The following is an 18,617-nucleotide window of genomic DNA, read 5'->3' as shown; positions in this document are numbered from 1 at the left end:
AAATAATGCCAAGTGCGTTCGTTATATTCTTCTATGAAACTACAGCAGGTATTCCAGCTGGCAGTCATAGGGCTCCCTATCCACATGGTCCTGGTTGTATTCCTCTGCCTCAACACAGCCTAGGACTCTGTAGAAGGCCTGGGTTTCAACTGAGGAATGGGCTGAAATATAGAGCTTTTTGGCTTCCTTTTCCCCTGCCCAGGTTGTGGCTATTCCAAAGAGGACCTTTCCAATTCCTTTTCCCCTCATATCCTCTGAGACATGAAGGCTTGACAGATCCAGGTATTCCTTGTCCGATCCCAATGGCTCAGATTCAACTGAAGCAAAGCCCTTTAGCTTGTCATTCTGAAAGGCTCCCATTACAAGCCCTCCGGTTCTTGAAGTGTTTTTCAGGCACTCCACTAGAAAGGAATACTCCTCATTTGACCAGTCATCAATAAACTCAATGTCCTTTATAGTCCATTCCCCATCAATTTTTCTCCAGCATCTTGTCACTTTCTGGTAGCGGACAAATTCTGTGAATAATTCTTTTGTTATTTCATCTTCAGTCAGTTTTCTGTAAATGATTGATTTTGCCATTATGCTTCTACTCCTAGGTTGAGTTCTACCTTCTTAAGCATCTTTATGATTGGAAGGCTGTAGGGACATCTGGTCTCACAGATTCCACACTCTATGCAGTCACTCGCCTTTATTTCCAGTCCCTTGTACCTGTTGACCGCCCACTCCTGAAGATTGTATCTTGAATAGTAGCCTTCAAGAATGAACTGGGTCGGAATGTCTATTCCAACCGTACAGGGAGCGCAGTATCCGCATCTTCTGCAGAACTCCTGACCAAGGGTATTGGCTTCCTTCATAAGTGTGGTTCTTTCCTCATCTGTCAAGGGTCTCATCTCATTGCCGGCCCTTGCGTTCTCTATCACCTGCTGGACTGAGTCCATTCCTGGTATTGCAACTGTTACGTCCTTGTTTTCCATTATGTATCTTAAGGAAAGCTCTCCCTTTGATATGGCTCCACCTGCAAGGGGCTTCATTACAATCACTCCAAGGTTGTTCTCCCTTGCCTTTTTAAACACTGGCTCCCCCTGATTCTCCACAGGGTTGTAGGGATACTGGATCGTGCTGAACTCCCCGGTGTCTATTGCCATATGGAGAAGGTCCACGCTGTGGCTGGTGATTCCGATTTCCTTCACTATTCCCCTTGCCTTGTACTCCTTGATGGCCTTAAGGGCTCCGTCCTCTCCCATTACGGTTTCAAGGTCCTCCTCTTTGCTGACATTGTGAAACTGGAACAGGTCTATGTAATCGGTTCTAAGGTTTTTCAGGCTTGTTTCTAATTCCTCAACAACCGCATGGTAGGTTCTGGCCATTGATTTTGTGGCCAGTATAAACTTGTCCCTTCCAATCCTCTCAAGAGCGCTTCCCAGAAGCTCCTCACTTTCCTTGTAGCCTCTTGCCGTGTCGATGAAGTTTATTCCTTGCTTGTGGGCTTCCACAAGTAGCTGATAAGCCATCTCTTCATCAACCCTCTGTATGGGAATGCCCCCAAAGCCGATTGCAGAAACCTCAAAATTTGTCCTTCCAAGAATTCTTTTTTCCATGTTATAATCCACCGTCCCTTTCTATTCCGAAATCCAGGCTTTTCGGTACTTATGGGAATATTATACCATATTCAAACCCCTTGAAGATATATTCCTTCAAGGGGTTATGATAAATGGTCCCATTGGTTATTGATATGATTTTCTTGGTTCATCCCTGACAATTTCAAAGGTTTCTGAAGCCAGCTCAATCCTGTCAGGATACTTTTCAATTTCCTCCAGGAGCCTTGTAAAGAGTCTGTCCCTTATAAGTCTTCTCTTCTTGATATCCACAACATATCTAAGGGAAAACTCAACCCAGTTATCATCAAAAGCCATAAAGGTCTGATGCTCAAGGGTTGCATCCTCAAGCTGGAATCTTCTTCTCATATCAAACCAGGCCTCTTTTGCCTGACTTGACACCTCTCCTATAACCTCATCTGCAACATCATCAAGAATTTTTCTGACCAAGGCATTGTCGCTGCCAAAGTGTATGGGGATGTGAATCTCGTCCCATACAAATTGAAAGTTTGCCGAGTAATTGTACACAGGAGATGTGAATATGAAGCTGTTGGCCACACGAACAATCCGTCCGTTGTACTGGTCTCCATCAACCCAGTCGCCGAGTTCCATCAAGGTTGTTCTTAGGATTCCAAGGTCTATTACATCCCCTTTTATTCCTCCAAGCAGAACCCTGTCCCCAACCTTGAAGAAATCCCCAAAGAGGATTGCAAACCAGCCTGCAAAGCTTACTATGACCTCCCGCAGGGCAAATGTGATTCCAGCCCCTGCAAGTCCTAGAGTGGTATAGAAGCCTTCAAACCTGTCACTGAAGGTGAAGACAAATATCAGGAAGATTAGGACATAAATTGTGTTCATTACTATCTTCTTGGTGAAGTACCATTTGTTCTGCTCCTGAAGGACAGGATAGAACCTGTTCAGAACCCTCTTTGCAGCCACATAGAGAAATACTGCAACCACAATGAATATTGCAATTCGGGAGTATATTGGATTTATGGAATCGATTAGCTCTCTCATGGTCTCCTCCTGTGATTTAGGCATTCCGTATGTTTTTTATATACCCAATCAGTCTGCCATCACTCCAGCCAGTATCTCTCCATTATTCTTCCCAAACTTGTTATCGCTTATGGCATCACAGATCATTTTCCCGTAGGCTATTGTGTTTGGCTGGGTTTCCACATGAATCCCGCAGGGGATGGTCTTAAATTTTTCTGGACTACTAGCATATTCAATGGCCAGGTCTTCCATGGTCATCTTATGGGCTGTAGCTGCTTCAATTGTGCAAAAGGTGACTGGAACGCCTGAGTTTAGTAGGGATTCCATCCCGTATGGATCCTGATGTATTGACCTTTCGGCATAGGGGGTAGCATCCCCTCTTTTTAGGGTACCGCCAGCATAGATTATTTTCTTTACAACAGTAGTTAGATTTGGCCATACCTTAAATGCAAGGGCTGCAGAGGATGGTCCTTCCTTCAAGACAAGGACTATATTCTCCATATCCTTAAGCTTCTCCCACTCCCTTGGCAGGGGCCCTTCAGGATTAAGTAAGGTACCCTTTATGGATGGCAGGTCTTTTCCTACGACTAGAACTTTCATATCAGCTCCTCCCTTCCATTGAAGTGTTCCACTGCCTTTATAAGCTCATCAATAAATGCTTCCCTGTCCAAATCAAGGACTGCCTTTCCATTGAATCGCTCCTGATCTTCAAAGTCTGCAAGGACTTGACCTCTTGTGTGGAGTCCCTTGGTCTCAACCTGAAGATGGGCATCCTTTATTATAAAGATTTCCGGTTTTATCAATGAAAGCACTGCACATGGATCATGTAGAGGCCATCCCTCATAGCCCATTGCTGCGTGGGTCTCTCCAAAAAAGTCCAGCCACCCGCTTACAATATCTCCCATTGGTGTCCCTATGCTTCTGATCCTTTTCACATCCTCAGGATAGACAAGAGCCTTTTCTGTAACATCAAGCCCTGACATCACCACAGGGACACCTGATTCAAAGACAATTCTGGCGGCCTCCGGATCCACCAGGATGTTGAATTCCGCTGCCGGAGTCCAGTTTCCAGTCTCGATTCCACCGCCCATGATGTAGAAGGCTTCAATCTTCTCCTTGAGATCTGGTCTGTAGAGAAGAAGTGTTGCCAGGTTGGTCTGTGCACCTGTACCGATTATGACAACTGGCTCCTCACTTTCCTCCAGAACCCTAACCATCAGCTCAACAGCGGAATATTGGCTTAGAGTCCTGTCTGATGGAGGAAGGTCAGCTCCGTCCAGGCCGGTCTTTCCATGAAAGTCGCCTGCTGTTATACCCTCAACCACCAAGGGACCGTGGGCTCCTTTACCCACAGGGGCATGGATACCGAAAAGTGAGCATACATTCAGTGTATTTGTTGTGACATTTTCTATGTCCTTGTTGCCTGCAACGGTTGTGACTGCCTTGATGTCCAACATTGGTGATGCAGCTGCAACCATCCAGGCCATGGCATCGTCGTGCCCCGGATCTCCGTCCAGGATCACTGGTATTCTTTTCATTTTATTATGCCTCCTTCTGATAGCAAAAATGGACCCTGGGGTCCAATTTTTGTTTTGTGATGTGTTGGGGATTCTTGGCATGAGACCTGCCTCTACTTTGAGAAAAAGAATCCTCAAAGCAGGGCTAGGGCTTCAACAATGGATCTACCTTGCCGGGAATAGAAATAGGATGATATCATCCACATTCCGGCGCCGTAAGTCGCGGAATTACAACTCCTAATTTTACTCGCAGTAGGATGTACCCATTCTCTACGCAGCTTCGCTGCTAGACAATGGACATCCCTTGCCGAAGATGTCGCTAGTCAATCATCATCGGGCTTCGCCCTCGCTTCTTGAGCTCCATCATTCCCACTCAATAGTCGCTGGTGGTTTGTTTGTTATATCATAGACTATTCTGTTTATGTGTGGTACTTCGTTTACGATTTTTGTGGATATATCTCCAAGGATTGACCATGGGATCTGGGCAAATTCTGCTGTCATGAAGTCTGTTGTCTTTACAGCCCTTAGTGCAAGGGTGTAGTCGTAGGTTCTGCCGTCTCCCATTACCCCAACGCTTCTAAGGTTTGTAAGAACTGCAAAGTACTGGTTCAGCTCCATGTCCATGCCAACCATCTTTATCTCTCTTCTGAATACGTGGTCAGCTTCCTGAAGGATCTTTACCTTTTCCTCTGAAACCTCGCCGATTATCCTTATGGCAAGTCCAGGTCCAGGGAATGGCTGTCTGAATACAAGGTCTTTTGGAAGTCCAAGCTCAAGTCCCGCTCTTCTTACCTCATCCTTGAAAAGGTCCCTTAGAGGCTCGATTATTTCCTTGAAGTCAACGTAGTCTGGTAGTCCACCTACATTGTGGTGGCTCTTTATGACCGCTGAGTCACCAACTCCACTTTCAATGATGTCAGGGTAGATTGTTCCCTGAACAAGGTAGTCCACAGTACCGATTTTCTTTGCCTCTTCCTCGAATACCCTTATGAACTCCTCACCGATGATCTTTCTCTTTGTCTCTGGATCAGATACTCCCTTTAGCTTGTCATAGAATCTCTGCTGTGCGTTAACCCTGATGAAGTTTAGGTTGTAGTTGTTTGTAAACACCTCTTCAACCTGGTCTCCCTCATCCTTTCTAAGAAGTCCGTGGTCAACGAATATGCAGGTCAACTGCTTTCCAACAGCCTTTTCTATCATAACCGCTGCAACTGAGGAATCCACTCCTCCTGAAAGTGCGCAAAGGACCTTCTTGTCCCCCACCTTTTCCTTGATTGCGGCGATTGAGTTTTCAACGAACTCGTCCATTTTCCAGTCTCCGCTGCAGCCTGCGACATTGAAGAGGAAGTTGCCTAGAACTTTGTTTCCTTCCTCGGAATGCTGAACCTCAGGGTGGAACTGTACACCATAAAGGTTCTTCTCGCTGTTTTCAAAGGCTGCCGTCGGGCAGGATTCAGTTGTTGCAGTTACGTGGAAGCCCTCTGCAAGCTTCTCCACATAGTCAGTGTGACTCATCCAGGTGATTGATTTCTCCTTTACGTCCTCAAATATTGGAGAGTCCTCCTCCACATGAAGCTTGACTTTTCCATATTCCCTAGTAGTGGCTGCCTTTACTGATCCACCCAGGGTGTAGGACATTAGCTGGGCTCCGTAGCAGATTCCAAGGATCGGAATTCCCATATCATAAATCTCTTCACTTATTGACGGGGATTTCTCCTCATATACGCTGTTGGGTCCACCTGTAAAGATGATTCCCTTTGGGTTCATTTCCCTGATCTTGTCAAGACCCATTGTGTATGGGTGAACCTCGCAATACACGTTCAAGTCCCTTACCCTTCTTGCTATCAGCTGGTTGTACTGACCGCCGAAGTCAAGTATAAGTACCATTTCCCTTTCCATTGACATTCCTCCCGTTATTTGTTTTCCAAAAGATCCTTCATGGCATCCTGGATAAAGATATCCTCAAGACCCCACATTTCCTTAAGCTTGTTATATTCCTCAACCTTCTCTTCCCTAAAGGGTGAATGCTTCCTTATCGCCCTTATCATGATGTTCTTGGGGGTGTGCTCCATGTCAATGAACTCCAGTAGCTGAACCTGGTACCCCATTATTTCAAGGACTGAGCCCCTTATGCTGTCTGTTACAAGAGAGCTTAGCCTCTCCCTTATGATTCCATGCTTAAGCATTCCTGAAAGATTATTATTCTTGATTTTATCATAAAGCTCATGCTGACAACAAGGTACAGATAAAATAACTTTTGCTCCCCACCTTACAGCCTTCTCCAGTGCAACATCAGTTGCCGTGTCGCAGGCATGGAGGGTGACAACCATGTCCACATCCTCACCAGATGTGTGATCCTTTATATCTCCACAGATGAAATGCAGTCCCTGGTAGTCCAGGTCTTCTGTTGTCCTGTTGCACAGGTCTATTACATCCTCTTTAAGGTCAAGTCCTGTGATTCTAACCTTCTTGTTCTTCATGCCCACAAGGTAGTGATAGAGGGCAAAGGTCAGGTAGCTCTTTCCGCACCCAAAGTCGATTATCCTTATCTCATCCTGGTCCATAAGTATCTCCATTGATGCATCCACAAGCTCCAGAAACTTGTTTATCTGCCTGAACTTGTTGTACTTCTGCTTGTATACCCTTCCATTGCGGTCCATGACTCCAAGATGGACGAGGAAGTCCACAGGCTCACCTTCCTCTATGAGATACTGCTTCTTCCTGTTGTGGCCTTTTTCAACCTTTGTTACGGCATCCTGGTTCCCTATTATCCTCTGCTTGCCCTTCTTGCTCACAAGGACCTGGTATTCTCCGATTGACGTCTTAAGGACCGCCTGTTTGAAATCATTTGATATAAGGTCAAGCATCCTTTGAAGAGCCTCTCCCTTTTGGAGGTTTTCATGAAAGGCCTTGTTGTCAATGTGGGCTTCAAACTGGTACATGAGGCTGCCCTTTATTGTGACAGGGTTTACTATTACCTTGCTGGGCAGGGTATCATCCTTTGTTCGTCTGTTGCTTAAGATTGCCTTTGAAAGCTTTTCTCCCTCTATTATCTTTTCCAGTAATTCCTTTGTCTCCATCATATTCTCCTAACTGCATAATCCAAAACCTCACCTATGCTATCCCTCAGTATCAGGGTTGCCCTTCCATCATAGCCTGTAGACGTCTTATTTATTAGGACAAGGTCACGCCCCCTGAAGTATTCCACCAGCCCTGCTGCAGGGTATACATTAAGAGAGGTTCCCCCTACTATGAGGACCTCTGCCATTCTGATGTAATCAACTGCCCTTTCCATGACATCCGCATCCAGGCCTTCCTCATATAATACAACATCCGGGCGAACAATTCCACCGCATTTGTCACAGGTGGGCACTGAATCAGAGCTAATTATCTTTTCCGTGGGGTACTCTGCATAACAGGATAGACAATAGTTCCTGTGAACCGAGCCGTGTATTTCAAGGACGTTTTTCGAGCCTCCCAGCTGATGGAGTCCGTCGATGTTCTGGGTTATGACCGCCTTGAGCTTACCCATCCCCTCAAGCTTTCCAAGGGCCAGGTGGGCCTTGTTGGGTTTTGCCTCAGGGTAGAGCATATTCTCCCTGTAATAGTTGAAAAACTCCTTCTGATGGTCTCTGAAGAAGGAGTGGCTGAGAAGGTATTCTGGCTCATACCCGTACTTGTTTTTTGTGGAGTAGATTCCACTTTCACTTCTGAAGTCGGGAATATTGCTTTCAGTTGAAACCCCTGCTCCCCCAAAGAACACTATGTTATTGCTGTTCTTTATTATTTCTGTCAATCTATCCAGAGACATTCCTACACCTCCCCTTTTTCTTCCTCTTCCTCCGTTTTTATCCTGAAAATAAAATAGTAATGTTTGAAAAGGTCAATGGCTATTAGCATTGCCTTTAGATATGGCTTGTCCACCATAAATACGCTCAGCCATATCATGGATGATGAAAAGGCTGATATTTTTAGCTTTGTCTTCAATGTCATGGACCTGTTCCTTTCGAAGCTTTCAAGATGGTCCTTATATAGCTTGGTCCCCTTTAGCCAGTCGTTGAAGCGGTCGGATCCCTTTGCAAAAAAGTATGATCCCAGCAAAAGAAAAGGGGTAGTGGGAAGCACTGGCAGCACTGCCCCTATTGCCCCTATTGATACTGAAATAAATCCCAATGTAACAAATATTATCTTCATGGTCTGTCTCACCTGCTTTTTTCTGTTAATAATATATTTCTTTTTGCCCAATAATTCAATACCTTCTGGAAATGTTTATGGTTTTTAGATGTATGTTGTCCTTCTGGACCTCCAGCTCCTTCAGAGTTCTCCATATGGATCTGCCATAATCGCTTAGGGTTTCCTCCTGAAAATTGTATGCATATATCCTAAGCTCCTCCCTCAATGTGGAAAGGACGTCATACATGGCATCCAGATTGTTTCCGTGATAGCCCTTAAGCTCCAGCCTTCTCTTGAAGTATTGGTGGAAGTCCCTATCCTTCATTTTTTCTGCATCTATAAGCACCGTTTTCATGTTTATCCCCCTAGTAAAGCTGCTCAAAGGATTCGTAGTGATCCTCAGTGTAGAATATCAGTCCGTCGTTTGAGTAGACAAGCCTTTCAGCTCCCCTGTAGCCGCCTTCATAATTGACATCCGCTTCGTAATACTGCCTTCCTTCCGCTTCAGGAAGCAGCTTCTCCCTGTTTCCAAACCTGTTTCCCCCGATGCTCATCCTATCCGTAACATCCCACAGGTTTCCCTTCTGGGCATCCCAGCCAAGGTCCATTGCATCCTCCTTGGTTATATAGTTGTCCGGCAGCCTGTTGTAGGTATGAAGATAAAGGGCCACCTCCTCAGGTGATGTATAGTAACCATCCTCTGGGATTTCCTCTTCCTGATCATCCTGTGTCCCCTCACCTGGTGTTTCATCCACTGGGTTCTCAACCGGTGTTGATTCAGGCTCCTCCAGTGCCACATCAAGTCCTGAGCAGGCTGTAAAACCCAAAAGAATAAGTGCCACAAGCAAGGTCAGGATGGTAACTTTTGTTAATTGTCTCATGTTTATTGTCCTCCTTTAAGTACTAATCCTTAGATACCCTAATATTGTCTGGAGATTCAATTTGTGTTAATATTGAGGGACTGAAATGGAGTTGATTTTATCTATGAAATATACAAATATGGTTCAGGGAATCTTCCTTAAGCGTCCCAACAGATTTATTGCCCATGTGATGGTCCACGGCAGGGAAGAGGTAGCCCATGTGAAAAATACAGGCAGGTGCAGGGAGCTTCTCCTTCCCGGCTCAAGAATAATCCTTCAGGACCACGGCCTTAACACAAACAGAAAGACAAGATACTCCCTTATCTCAGTCTATAAGGATGACATGCTTGTGAACATGGACTCCCAGGTGCCCAACAGGGTTGTAATTGATGCCCTTGGTAATGGAGAAATCAAGGGGCTGGGTGCTCCTGGGCTTATCAAGGGTGAGCAGAAGTTCGGCGACTCCCGTTTTGATGTGTACTACAGGGATGGTGATAGGGAGGGCTTTATTGAAATCAAGGGTGTCACCCTGGAGATGGAGGGCTTGTCAAAATTTCCAGACGCTCCCACCATACGCGGGACAAGGCACATCATTGAAATGATCAAGGCCGTTGAAGAGGGCTATGAAGGAAACATATTCTTCCTGCTTCAGATGAAGGGACCAAGAGGCTTTACCCCCAACAGGGAGATGGATCCTGCCTTTGCTGAGGCTCTTGACCTGGCCATAAAGAAGGGTGTACGCGTTCATGTGTATGACAGCATCGTAACCTTTGATTCCATCCAAATAGGCTCAAAAATACAATACAGGGAACAGGTTCTATAGCCTGTTCCCTGATTTTTAGTTTTTGCTCAATTCAATTCCAGTCTCTTCTCCGTTTAGGTCCTGCTTCTCAAGACCTGTGTCCTCAACAAATTGGATGTCTGTTGCCAGGGTCTCTGACTTGATGAACTCTTCGTACTCTGATACAGCCTCCTTGATTGCATCGCTTCCGTTGTACTTGATTGTTATTTTGTCAAGGATTTCGTAGCCGTTTGACTTTCTCATCTGCTGTATCTTGGATACGAACTCCCTTGCATAGCCTTCGTTAAGAAGCTCCGGTGAAAGGGTTGTATCCAGGATGACGAACAAGTTGTTTTCCATAACCACGTTGAAGCCTTCCTTGGATGAGATGGATGTTTGAACAAGCTCGTTGTTTATCTCAAAATCCTCACCATCCAGGTTCATCTGAAGGGTTTCTCCGCTTTCAAGCTTGGCAACAGCCTCTGCTGCATCCAGCTGGGAAAGCGCCTTGCCAAAGGCCTTCACCCTGGAGCCAAGAACAGGTCCTGCAACCTTGAAGTTAGGCTTAAGTGAGAAGTTCATAAACTGTGAAAGGTCCTTCTCAAATACAACCTCCTTGACGTTCAGCTCCTCCTTGATCAGTGGAATCAGGTCGGATATCTTGGACTCATACTTACCGTCGATCACAACATCCTTAAGTGGCTGTCTGACCTTTATCCTTACATTCTCCCTTGATGCCCTTCCAAGGGTTACAAGGTTTCTCACAAGGTCCATCTTCTCCTCAAGCTCCCTGTCAACAAGGTCTGGCTTGGTTTCTGGGTAGAGGTCAATGTGGACGGATTCCTTGCCTGTAAGGTTTCTGTAAAGCTCTTCCGATATGAATGGTACGAATGGAGCGATCAGCTTGCATACATCCACAAGTATCTCGTAGGTTGTGTTGTATACGGCCTTCTTGTCATCGTCCATTTCAGTTGACCAGAATCTTCTTCTGTTTCTTCTGATATACCAGTTTGATAAATCCTCGATCACAAATTCCTGGATTGACCTTACAACCCTTGTAAGCTCGAATTGGTCCATGTTCTCCTTTGAATTTGCAATAAGGGTGTTGAACTTGGAAAGGATCCATCTGTCTATTTCCGGTCTCTTCTCATAAGGTACAAAGAAGTCTTCCGGATCTATCCCATCTGTATTGGCATACATTGAGAAGAAGTTGTATACATTTCTTATGCTTCTGAAGAATTTGGACTCAACCTCTTTTAGGCCGTCCTCGTCAAATTTGGTCGGTGTCCATGGTGGTGATACGTGTATCAGGTACCATCTCAGGACGTCCGCACCGTAATCGTCAAACAATCTGAATGGATCCACAGTGTTTCCTCTGGACTTGGACATCTTCTTGCCATTCTTGTCCAGTACCAGGTCGTTTACAAGTACGTTTCTGTATGGTGACTGTCCCTTCACAAAGGTTGATATTGCTATCAGTGAGTAGAACCAGCCTCTTGTCTGGTCGATGCCTTCACAGATAAAGTCTGCAGGGAAGAGTGTATCGAAATCATCCTTGTGCTCGAATGGATAATGGTGCTGGGCAAATGGCATTGATCCACTGTCAAACCAGCAGTCTATAACTTCCTTCTCCCTTGTCATGGTACCGCCGCATTCCGGACACTTGAAGTGGATGTTGTCAACATATGGTCTGTGAAGGTCGATGTCCATAGTCACATCGTCCTCGATTGCCCTGTCGATAAGCTCCTGTCTTGAACCAACGCTGTCCAGATGACCGCAGTCGTCGCATCTCCATATTGGGAATGGAGTACCCCAGTATCTGTTTCTTGAGATCGCCCAGTCGTTGACATTCTCAAGCCAGTTTCCAAATCTCTTCTCCCCGACAAACTCAGGGAACCAGTTTACGCTGTTGTTGTTCTCAACAAGCTTATCCTTTAGTTTTGTCATCTCTATATACCATGATGGCTTTGCGTAGTATAGAAGTGGAGTGCTACATCTCCAGCAGTGTGGATAGTTGTGAAGCATCTTCTCCTTCTTGAAAAGCTTGTCATTGTCCATGAGCCAGTGGATGATGTCATGGTCCGCATCCATTACAAACTGGTCTGCCCATGGGGTCTCAGTGAACTTGCCTTCCTCCGATACGGGGTTTACAACGGGCAGGTTGTATTTCATCCCTGTGTTGTAGTCGTCCTCACCAAATGCAGGTGCAGAGTGGACGATTCCCGTTCCATCCTCAGTTGTTACATAGTCTCCAAGGGTTACAAAGAAGGCCTTGCCCTTAACGTCTATATATGGAATAAGCTGCTCGTATTCCATGTATTCCAGGTCCTTGCCCGGCATTTCCTCAAGTATTTCGTAGTCCTCCCCAAGAACCTTGTCCGCAAGCTCCTTGGCAAGATAGTAAACCTCATCGTCCTTCCTTACCTTGATGTAGGTAAGTTCAGGGTGTACAGTAACGCACACGTTTGAAGGCAGTGTCCATGGAGTCGTTGTCCATGCAAGGATGTATTCGTCCTTGTCCTTTACCTTGAACTTGACAGTTACAGTTTCTGTCTTGATCTCCTCATATCCAAGTGCAACCTCATGGGATGCAAGTCCGGTACCGCATCTTGAGCAGTATGGAAGTATCTTGTGCCCTTCATAGATATACCCCTGCTTGAAAAACTGGTCCAGTATCCACCACACTGACTCGATATAGTTGTTGTCCAGTGTGATGTATGGATCGTCAAGGTCAATCAGGTAAGCCATTCTTTCCGTCATTTCCCTCCAAAGTTTCTCGTAGGTGAATACGGATTCACGGCATGCTTCGTTGAAATCCTCTATGCCCATATTTTCGATGTCCTGCTTGTTGTGAAGGTTAAGCTTCTTCTCAACCTCGATCTCAACAGGAAGTCCATGTGTATCCCATCCAGCCTTCCTCTTTACCTGATATCCCTGCATGGTCTTGTATCTGCAGGTAAGGTCCTTCAAAGTCCTGGCCATTACATGATGGATTCCAGGCTTGCCGTTTGCAGTGGGAGGTCCCTCATAGAACACATAAGGGTTCTTTGGATCTCTTGTCTCCACTGATTTGTGCAGAAGGTCAATCTCTTTCCAGTAGTCGGATATTTTCTGTTCCCTATCCTTTACCGGTTCATTTGATAATTCATTAAACCTTTTCACTGATCATCTCTCCTCCTTATAAAATACAAAAATCCCTAAGTCAATAAGACTTAGGGACGAAAATTCCGCGGTACCACCCAAATTACAGGATCTCTCCTGTCGCTTCATTAAAGTATAACGTCTTCACGCAACACCCTACTTATTTCAGGTATCAAGCTTACAGGTGATCTTCAACAATCCTTCCATGGCGACATCCCACCGCACTGCCACCTCTCTAAAATGGTCCCGATTGTCTACTGTCCTGATCATAGCCTTTATTTGTTTACACTTGTTTAATAATATATAGGATTTACAGCCTTTTGTCAAGAAGTTGTTTGACTGTCCTGAAGCTGTCTAAGCTTGTAAATCTCAGTGTCCGTATCAAGTTGAACCATGTCGTGGGTTATGAAATCATCCTTCCTTATGTCAACCTTGGCCCTGGCGTTTCTGTTAAGGAGCCCGATTGGCAGGAGGTCCTCCTCTTTTGCCTTCCTATACTCCTCTATGCTTCCGTATACGGTCTCCTCTCCTATGCCGTCAAAGTACTCGCCCTTTTTCATGTCCCTCTTGGCCCTGGTTATAACCTCTGCCACCGGCCTGTCAAGCATTGGAACTATTGAAGGCTCCCTGTAGATGTGGGCCTTGGCAATTGTGATCGGGGTTTCAAGGCTTGTCAGATGGTAGGGCCTAAAGAGGACGTAATTTGGTCCATCCCCCATCTTGAGAAATTTCATCTCGTGATGGACCTGAGGAAGGTCTGTTGTCACTATTGCATAAACTCCAGGTGCCGCTCCGAATGCAAAGTCAACAATTCCGTACCTGTTAAGGATTCCACCCTCGCTCTTTAGACTGTAGACCTTGGGTAGCTTATCCACTGTCGTATCCGGACCGTGACCTCCCCTGACATCTGGAACAAAGCCAGATGCATTTGCCATTGCAGCCATTTCAACCATTGTATTGGTCCCATCTATGAAGGAGGCAAGCCTTAGTGGCTTAAGTCCTGACCTTTCAGCCTTCTCCTTGACCATCTGTGGGGTTACGTGGTAATCCAGGGGATTGTTCTTGCCCTTACCAAGGGCCAGAACCTTGAAGCCTGTTGAAACTGCAAAGTCGTATAGCTCCATGACAGCTCCCGGTTCATCACCCGCTGAGCCTGTATAGACCACTCCCTCCTGCTTTGCCAGTCGGTTAAGGTATGGTCCAACCACGACATCTGACTCAACGTTGAGCATTACAATATCCTTTCCTTGCATGATGGAGGTGGTTGCAATTCTGGCACCTGTATCCGGCACCCCTGTGGCATCCACCACAACATCAGTCATCCCAGCCCTTACAGCCATGTCCCACAGGTCTGTTGCCACGTATTTCCCTGCCCTTACCGCATTGTCTATATCACTTGTATTTCTAGCTATTACAATATCCGAACTGTGGATTCCAGCCATTGTGTAGGCATCCACACAGTCCTGGACCTTGTTGCTGACAACAACAGAAGGTGTAATTCCATCAACCCGGGTAAGCTGACTGACAAGTCCCTTTCCCATAAGTCCTGCACCTACAAGGCAAACCTTGATGGATTTTCCGCTTTCCTCCAGCTCTCCTAGCCTATTTCTCAATCCAAACATCTTATCCTCCTGAGTTACTTAGTTTTCATTCCATTTTCGCCATGAATATTCTATCATATTTAATGTTCAATTACACAAGAAGTTTTATCGTCCAATTGGCAGGGTTCCTGCAGAAAGACCCGCCAGGTATCCGCTTGACCATGCCCATTGGAGATTGTAGCCTCCGCAGTCCCCATCAGCATCCAAAACCTCTCCAGCAAAGAACAGCCCCTTTAGGAGTCTTGATTCAAGTGTGTCGGGATTTATGTCCTTTGTAAGGATTCCTCCGGCTGTTGTCTGGGCCTGCCCCCAGCCCTTGTTGCCTATAACTGGAAACTCCCAGCCCGTCAATAGGTCTGCCAGAGAACCTAGCTCCCTGCTTTCAAGGCTTCCAACAGCCTTATTCTTGTCCAGGTCAAGCTCCTTTATTATCGGAAGGATCAATCTCTTGTTTATGAAGCCAATCAGTCCAAATTCAAGGGTTCTTTCAGGCATATTGGCAAATCTCTCCCTAAGGTATGAGAATATCTCCTCCTTGGACTTCTGGCTGATTATGGATACCCTCACCCTTGTATCCCTTCCGGCCTCCTGGGCTCTTATGGCCTCCCTGCTCAGCTGAAGTACCGGTGGACCTGAGATTCCATAGTCTGTAAAGAGTACATCACCCAAGTCTTCCTTTACCAACACTCCATCGATATGGAGCGAGACCCTTCCCACAAATTTCACACCGTTTATCTGCTTGAACTTGTCTCCTTTAAGCTTAAGCTGAACAAGGGCAGGGGTGATGTTGTTTGTATCATGCCCCAGAGGCTTCACAAGGCTGTAGCCGTTGCCGTCGGACCCACTTACAGGCATTGCCTTGCCTCCCGTTGTCAAGATGACCCTGTGGGCTTCTATGGCCTCTCCTCCCTTTAGCTTAAGGATGAAGTTGTTCTTCTTCCTTATCTCCACCACATAGGAATCTGTGATGACCTCAACTCCAGTCCTCTCCATTTCGTATCTTAGGACATCCAGCATGGAGGAGCTTTGAAATGACAGGGGAAATATCTTTCCATCCCCCTCATTTGCAGGGGTTATTCCCAGCTTCTCAAAGAAATCAAGCGTCTGGTCCCTGCCAAACTTTTCCATAACCTTCTCTATAAACTGGTGGTCCTCTCCATGGAGAAAATCCATCCTCATATTCTCATTTGTATAGTTGCATCTGCCATTGCCTGTTGCCAGCAGCTTCTTGCCAACCCGGTCGTTCCTTTCAAGAAGCACTACCTGGGCTCCTGTATATGCACAGTTTATTGCAGCCATCATCCCGGAGGCTCCTCCTCCAATTACTGCCACCTTTATGTTCATCCTATCCCTTCTTCCAAAAAAAATTAAAGACTATGATATATTATACCATAGTCTTTATTGTTCTTGAATTTTCTCTATTCTTAAGCTTCTTTTCTGATGTTTAACACTGCGTTTAGTATTATACCAACAAGTGCCGCGAAGCTAAGTCCACTTATGCTAACTGTTTCATTTATTGGTATCCCTATGGTCAATCCAGTCATAGCTGAAAGCTGTGTGCTGAAAAGTCCAAGTACCAGGATTGTTCCCATGACTACAAGATTTTTGGCGTTCATTTTCACTTCATTGTTCTTGATCGTCTTAACACCGATAAGTGCTATCATGGAGAAGAGCATCAGGCTTATTCCACCCATTACCGATACGGGGATGGAGCTAAGAACCGCTCCTATCTTTGCCACGAATGCCAAGACCACTGCGAACATTGCCGCCAGTCTCAGTATTGAAGGATCGTAGTTCTTGGTTATTGCAAGAACTCCAGTATTCTCTCCGTAGGTTGTGTTTGCAGGTCCACCGATAAGTGCTGCAAATGTAGTTGCAAGACCATCTCCAAGGAGTGTTCTGTTCAGTCCAGGCTCCTTAATAAAGTCCTTTCCTACAACCTGTCCGTTTGTTGTTATGTCACCAAGGTGCTCCATGAATACTGCCAGTATAACCGGTGCTATTATTGCGATTGCCCCCATGTCAAACTTGGGGAATGTGAAGTTTGGAACCGCTACCAGGTTTGCATTACCAACTATTGAGGTGTCAACAAGTCCCATTGAGAAGGCCACTGCATAGCCTGTCATAACTGCAAGAAGTATTGATAGCTGCTTTACAAAGCCTTTTCCAAGGAAATTTATTGCCAGGGCAACTCCCAGGGTAATTCCCGCCACCATAAGGTTTCCTGTGGCCATTCCGTATGCAACTGGTACCAGGTTAAGTCCTATTACGATTATCATTGGTCCTATTACCTGTGGTGCAAGGTATTTCTGAATTCTTTCCACTCCTATGGATTTTATCAGGAAAGACATCAGGACATAAATTAATCCGGCTACTACAATACCCCCTTGGGCATAAGCCAGATCTCCATTATATAACTCTTTAACTGTAAGTATTACCGGGATAAAAGCGAATGATGAGCCTAGGAATACCGGTACTTTACCCTTAGTGCAGGTGTGGAAAATCAGTGTACCTATTCCAGCGGACAGTAGTGCTATTGATGGGTTCAAGCCAGTGATCATTGGTACCAGAACCGTTGCACCGAACATTGCGATAAGATGTTGTAATGCCAAAACTGACTTCTTTGCTCCTGCCATTATAGACACGGGAGTAGAAACTGAACCTTTAATTACGTTCTCAGTCATAAAAATCTCTCCTTTCCAGCCTCTCAGGACTGATTTAAAGTATTTTTTCTTACTTCTAAAAAGTATATCACTGGTCAGTTTGAAATTCAAGTTGTTTTTTCATTTTCTACTTCAGCCAATCAAGTTTTTCATTATCGGTGTTTTTCCTGAATTCCATTGTTCCATATTTCTGCAGGATATCATACTTGTGTTCAGCATCTTTGTAATACTTCTCAATATCCTCCATCTTCATGGGAAGACTGAAGGGACATGATGCTACGCATATACCACAATCCGTACCAAATTCCATCCATTTCCTGAAGCATTGCTCCTGGTTTGTCTGCCATCTTTCCACCCCGTCGATTACCCCGGGCAGGTCAGCTGATATAGCCTTTGATGGACATAGAAGAGCACACCTTCCACAGGATTCACAGAATGACTTTATATTCAGGGGTGACCTTCCATCAGCGACCAATGGCATATCGGTTGTAACTGCTCCAAGTCTTATTCTTGAGCCATATTCAGGTGTCACCAGAAGGCCGTGCCTTCCGATGTCCCCAAGCCCTGCCGCCCTTGCTGCAAGTGGCATTACCATCAAGTAGTTGCCATCCATATGATTTCTTGCCCTATAGCCCATTGATCTTATGTAATACAGAAGAATCATTCCAATTATGGCCGCATCCACATACCCCCTGGTTACCTCTATGCTCTGGGACAATGTAGGTGCTGTATTTATGTAATCCATGTCCGTTTCCACTGCAAAGACAAATGTGTAGGGCAAATGTGGTTCAACCCTTTCACCGTAGACCTGATCTGTTCTTCCTCTGTGGGTATAGTAGTAGCTTTCGTCCAACAATGCAGCTCCTGTAAGCTTTGCACCATAAAGTGAAGCCAAACCTTTTAGCTTGTCTGTAAATTCTTCAGGTAGTGCCTCCACCTTCCTATCAGCTGAATCTGGACCATCCACCAAGCCCCTGATGTCGGACAAGAAACCGAATGCTGCATCCACCATTGGTGAATTCAGGGAGTGGAAAAATTTAGTTGTATCTCCGTTCATTGGAGGCATTGTCCTCAGGGCATCATCGAATTCCTTCTTCTGGGGATTTCTACTGTAGTAGTCATTGTATTCTTTTGTACCCTCAGTTCTGGTCACTCTTGAGAACATTACATCTCTCTCATCTATTCTTGCCATTTAATCATCTCCATTTTAGATTCTCAAAATCTATATGCCTTTGCCTTTATACTTTTATAAATTATACCATTAGATTGGTGGTTTTGGACACAAAAAAG

At 45.5% G+C, this 18,617-nt stretch carries 17 protein-coding genes and 1 other annotated feature; of the genes, 1 reads left to right on the top strand and 16 read right to left on the bottom strand.

Annotated elements, in window-relative coordinates; translation table 11 throughout:
- Positions 1–39 precede the first annotated feature (39 nt).
- The 11 genes from ACKVDP_RS12670 to ACKVDP_RS12620 form a co-directional block, all read right to left on the bottom strand.
- A complete protein-coding gene (locus ACKVDP_RS12670; protein ID WP_409229253.1) occupies positions 40–579 on the bottom strand; it encodes a GNAT family N-acetyltransferase in 540 nt (179 codons plus the stop codon).
- Positions 579–1,598 (bottom strand): aldo/keto reductase, encoded by a 1,020-nt coding sequence (locus ACKVDP_RS12665; protein WP_409229252.1) that lies wholly within the window; start codon positions 1,596–1,598, stop codon positions 579–581. Before ACKVDP_RS12665 ends, ACKVDP_RS12670 begins: the two co-directional genes overlap by 1 nt.
- Before the next feature lie 126 nt (positions 1,599–1,724).
- Entirely contained in the window at positions 1,725–2,612 is an 888-nt protein-coding gene (locus ACKVDP_RS12660) for a mechanosensitive ion channel family protein (RefSeq protein ID WP_409229251.1), read from the bottom strand.
- A 48-nt stretch (positions 2,613–2,660) separates the two neighbouring features.
- A complete protein-coding gene (locus tag ACKVDP_RS12655; RefSeq protein WP_409229250.1) occupies positions 2,661–3,191 on the bottom strand; it encodes a nucleoside hydrolase in 531 nt (176 codons plus the stop codon).
- Positions 3,188–4,129, bottom strand: a complete 942-nt coding sequence (locus ACKVDP_RS12650; RefSeq protein ID WP_409229249.1) for a nucleoside hydrolase — start codon at positions 4,127–4,129, stop codon at positions 3,188–3,190. The genes ACKVDP_RS12655 and ACKVDP_RS12650 overlap by 4 nt, the downstream gene beginning before the upstream one ends.
- Before the next feature lie 342 nt (positions 4,130–4,471).
- Positions 4,472–6,007 carry a glutamine-hydrolyzing GMP synthase gene (guaA, locus tag ACKVDP_RS12645; RefSeq protein ID WP_409229248.1) on the bottom strand — a complete coding sequence of 512 codons (1,536 nt, stop codon included), beginning with the start codon at positions 6,005–6,007 and terminating at the stop codon, positions 4,472–4,474.
- A gap of 14 nt (positions 6,008–6,021) precedes the next feature.
- Positions 6,022–7,188, bottom strand: coding sequence for a class I SAM-dependent methyltransferase (locus ACKVDP_RS12640; RefSeq protein ID WP_409229247.1), 1,167 nt, complete (start codon positions 7,186–7,188; stop codon positions 6,022–6,024).
- Positions 7,188–7,919, bottom strand: a complete 732-nt coding sequence (locus tag ACKVDP_RS12635; RefSeq protein ID WP_409229246.1) for an NAD-dependent protein deacylase — start codon at positions 7,917–7,919, stop codon at positions 7,188–7,190. The genes ACKVDP_RS12640 and ACKVDP_RS12635 overlap by 1 nt, the downstream gene beginning before the upstream one ends.
- Positions 7,920–7,921: 2 nt before the next feature.
- Entirely contained in the window at positions 7,922–8,302 is a 381-nt protein-coding gene (locus tag ACKVDP_RS12630; protein ID WP_409229244.1) for a YbaN family protein, read from the bottom strand.
- Positions 8,303–8,357: 55 nt separating this feature from the next.
- Positions 8,358–8,636, bottom strand: coding sequence for a barstar family protein (locus ACKVDP_RS12625; RefSeq protein WP_409229243.1), 279 nt, complete (start codon positions 8,634–8,636; stop codon positions 8,358–8,360).
- 10 nt (positions 8,637–8,646) lie between these two features.
- Positions 8,647–9,162 (bottom strand): ribonuclease domain-containing protein, encoded by a 516-nt coding sequence (locus ACKVDP_RS12620; protein ID WP_409229242.1) that lies wholly within the window; start codon positions 9,160–9,162, stop codon positions 8,647–8,649.
- 103 nt (positions 9,163–9,265) lie between these two features.
- Here ACKVDP_RS12620 and sfsA point away from each other — a divergent pair, with 103 nt between their 5' ends.
- On the top strand, positions 9,266–9,964 hold the full coding sequence (sfsA, locus tag ACKVDP_RS12615) for a DNA/RNA nuclease SfsA (protein WP_409229241.1): 699 nt from the start codon (positions 9,266–9,268) through the stop codon (positions 9,962–9,964).
- A gap of 15 nt (positions 9,965–9,979) precedes the next feature.
- Here sfsA and ileS read toward each other — a convergent pair whose 3' ends face one another.
- From ileS to ACKVDP_RS12590, 5 genes are all read right to left on the bottom strand, one after another.
- Complete coding sequence (gene ileS / locus ACKVDP_RS12610) at positions 9,980–13,084, bottom strand: isoleucine--tRNA ligase (protein WP_409229240.1); 3,105 nt, start codon at positions 13,082–13,084, stop codon at positions 9,980–9,982.
- 49 nt (positions 13,085–13,133) lie between these two features.
- Positions 13,134–13,342 (bottom strand) — a binding site (T-box leader).
- Between the two features lie 44 nt (positions 13,343–13,386).
- Positions 13,387–14,685, bottom strand: coding sequence for an NAD(P)H-dependent oxidoreductase (locus ACKVDP_RS12605; RefSeq protein WP_409229239.1), 1,299 nt, complete (start codon positions 14,683–14,685; stop codon positions 13,387–13,389).
- Positions 14,686–14,769: 84 nt separating this feature from the next.
- On the bottom strand, positions 14,770–16,008 hold the full coding sequence (locus ACKVDP_RS12600) for a BaiN/RdsA family NAD(P)/FAD-dependent oxidoreductase (RefSeq protein ID WP_409229238.1): 1,239 nt from the start codon (positions 16,006–16,008) through the stop codon (positions 14,770–14,772).
- 80 nt (positions 16,009–16,088) lie between these two features.
- The gene (locus tag ACKVDP_RS12595) at positions 16,089–17,348 is read right to left on the bottom strand and encodes a uracil-xanthine permease family protein (RefSeq protein ID WP_409229237.1); all 1,260 of its coding nucleotides are present in this window, start codon (positions 17,346–17,348) and stop codon (positions 16,089–16,091) included.
- Between the two features lie 106 nt (positions 17,349–17,454).
- Entirely contained in the window at positions 17,455–18,519 is a 1,065-nt protein-coding gene (locus tag ACKVDP_RS12590; protein WP_409229236.1) for a 4Fe-4S dicluster domain-containing protein, read from the bottom strand.
- Positions 18,520–18,617 lie beyond the last annotated feature (98 nt).

This window comes from Gudongella ferriphila (assembly GCF_046224405.1).
Taxonomy (GTDB): domain Bacteria; phylum Bacillota; class Clostridia; order Tissierellales; family Tissierellaceae; genus Gudongella.
The sequence above is the reverse complement of the archived record's forward strand: the minus strand, read 5'-3'. Positions and strand labels throughout refer to the sequence as shown.

Bases quoted from the DNA above. Each gene is read 5' to 3' on its own strand.
- ACKVDP_RS12590 (WP_409229236.1), bottom strand. From the start codon at position 18,519: ATGGCAAGAATAGATGAGAGAGATGTAATGTTCTCAAGAGTGACCAGA.
- ACKVDP_RS12670 (WP_409229253.1), bottom strand. From the start codon at position 579: ATGGCAAAATCAATCATTTACAGAAAACTGACTGAAGATGAAATAACA.
- ACKVDP_RS12625 (WP_409229243.1), bottom strand. From the start codon at position 8,636: ATGAAAACGGTGCTTATAGATGCAGAAAAAATGAAGGATAGGGACTTC.
- ACKVDP_RS12595 (WP_409229237.1), bottom strand. From the start codon at position 17,348: ATGACTGAGAACGTAATTAAAGGTTCAGTTTCTACTCCCGTGTCTATA.
- guaA (WP_409229248.1), bottom strand. From the start codon at position 6,007: ATGGAAAGGGAAATGGTACTTATACTTGACTTCGGCGGTCAGTACAAC.
- ACKVDP_RS12620 (WP_409229242.1), bottom strand. From the start codon at position 9,162: ATGAGACAATTAACAAAAGTTACCATCCTGACCTTGCTTGTGGCACTT.
- ACKVDP_RS12640 (WP_409229247.1), bottom strand. From the start codon at position 7,188: ATGGAGACAAAGGAATTACTGGAAAAGATAATAGAGGGAGAAAAGCTT.
- ACKVDP_RS12665 (WP_409229252.1), bottom strand. From the start codon at position 1,598: ATGGAAAAAAGAATTCTTGGAAGGACAAATTTTGAGGTTTCTGCAATC.
- ACKVDP_RS12660 (WP_409229251.1), bottom strand. From the start codon at position 2,612: ATGAGAGAGCTAATCGATTCCATAAATCCAATATACTCCCGAATTGCA.
- ACKVDP_RS12600 (WP_409229238.1), bottom strand. From the start codon at position 16,008: ATGAACATAAAGGTGGCAGTAATTGGAGGAGGAGCCTCCGGGATGATG.
- ACKVDP_RS12650 (WP_409229249.1), bottom strand. From the start codon at position 4,129: ATGAAAAGAATACCAGTGATCCTGGACGGAGATCCGGGGCACGACGAT.
- ACKVDP_RS12655 (WP_409229250.1), bottom strand. From the start codon at position 3,191: ATGAAAGTTCTAGTCGTAGGAAAAGACCTGCCATCCATAAAGGGTACC.
- ACKVDP_RS12635 (WP_409229246.1), bottom strand. From the start codon at position 7,919: ATGTCTCTGGATAGATTGACAGAAATAATAAAGAACAGCAATAACATA.
- ACKVDP_RS12630 (WP_409229244.1), bottom strand. From the start codon at position 8,302: ATGAAGATAATATTTGTTACATTGGGATTTATTTCAGTATCAATAGGG.
- ACKVDP_RS12605 (WP_409229239.1), bottom strand. From the start codon at position 14,685: ATGTTTGGATTGAGAAATAGGCTAGGAGAGCTGGAGGAAAGCGGAAAA.
- sfsA (WP_409229241.1), top strand. From the start codon at position 9,266: ATGAAATATACAAATATGGTTCAGGGAATCTTCCTTAAGCGTCCCAAC.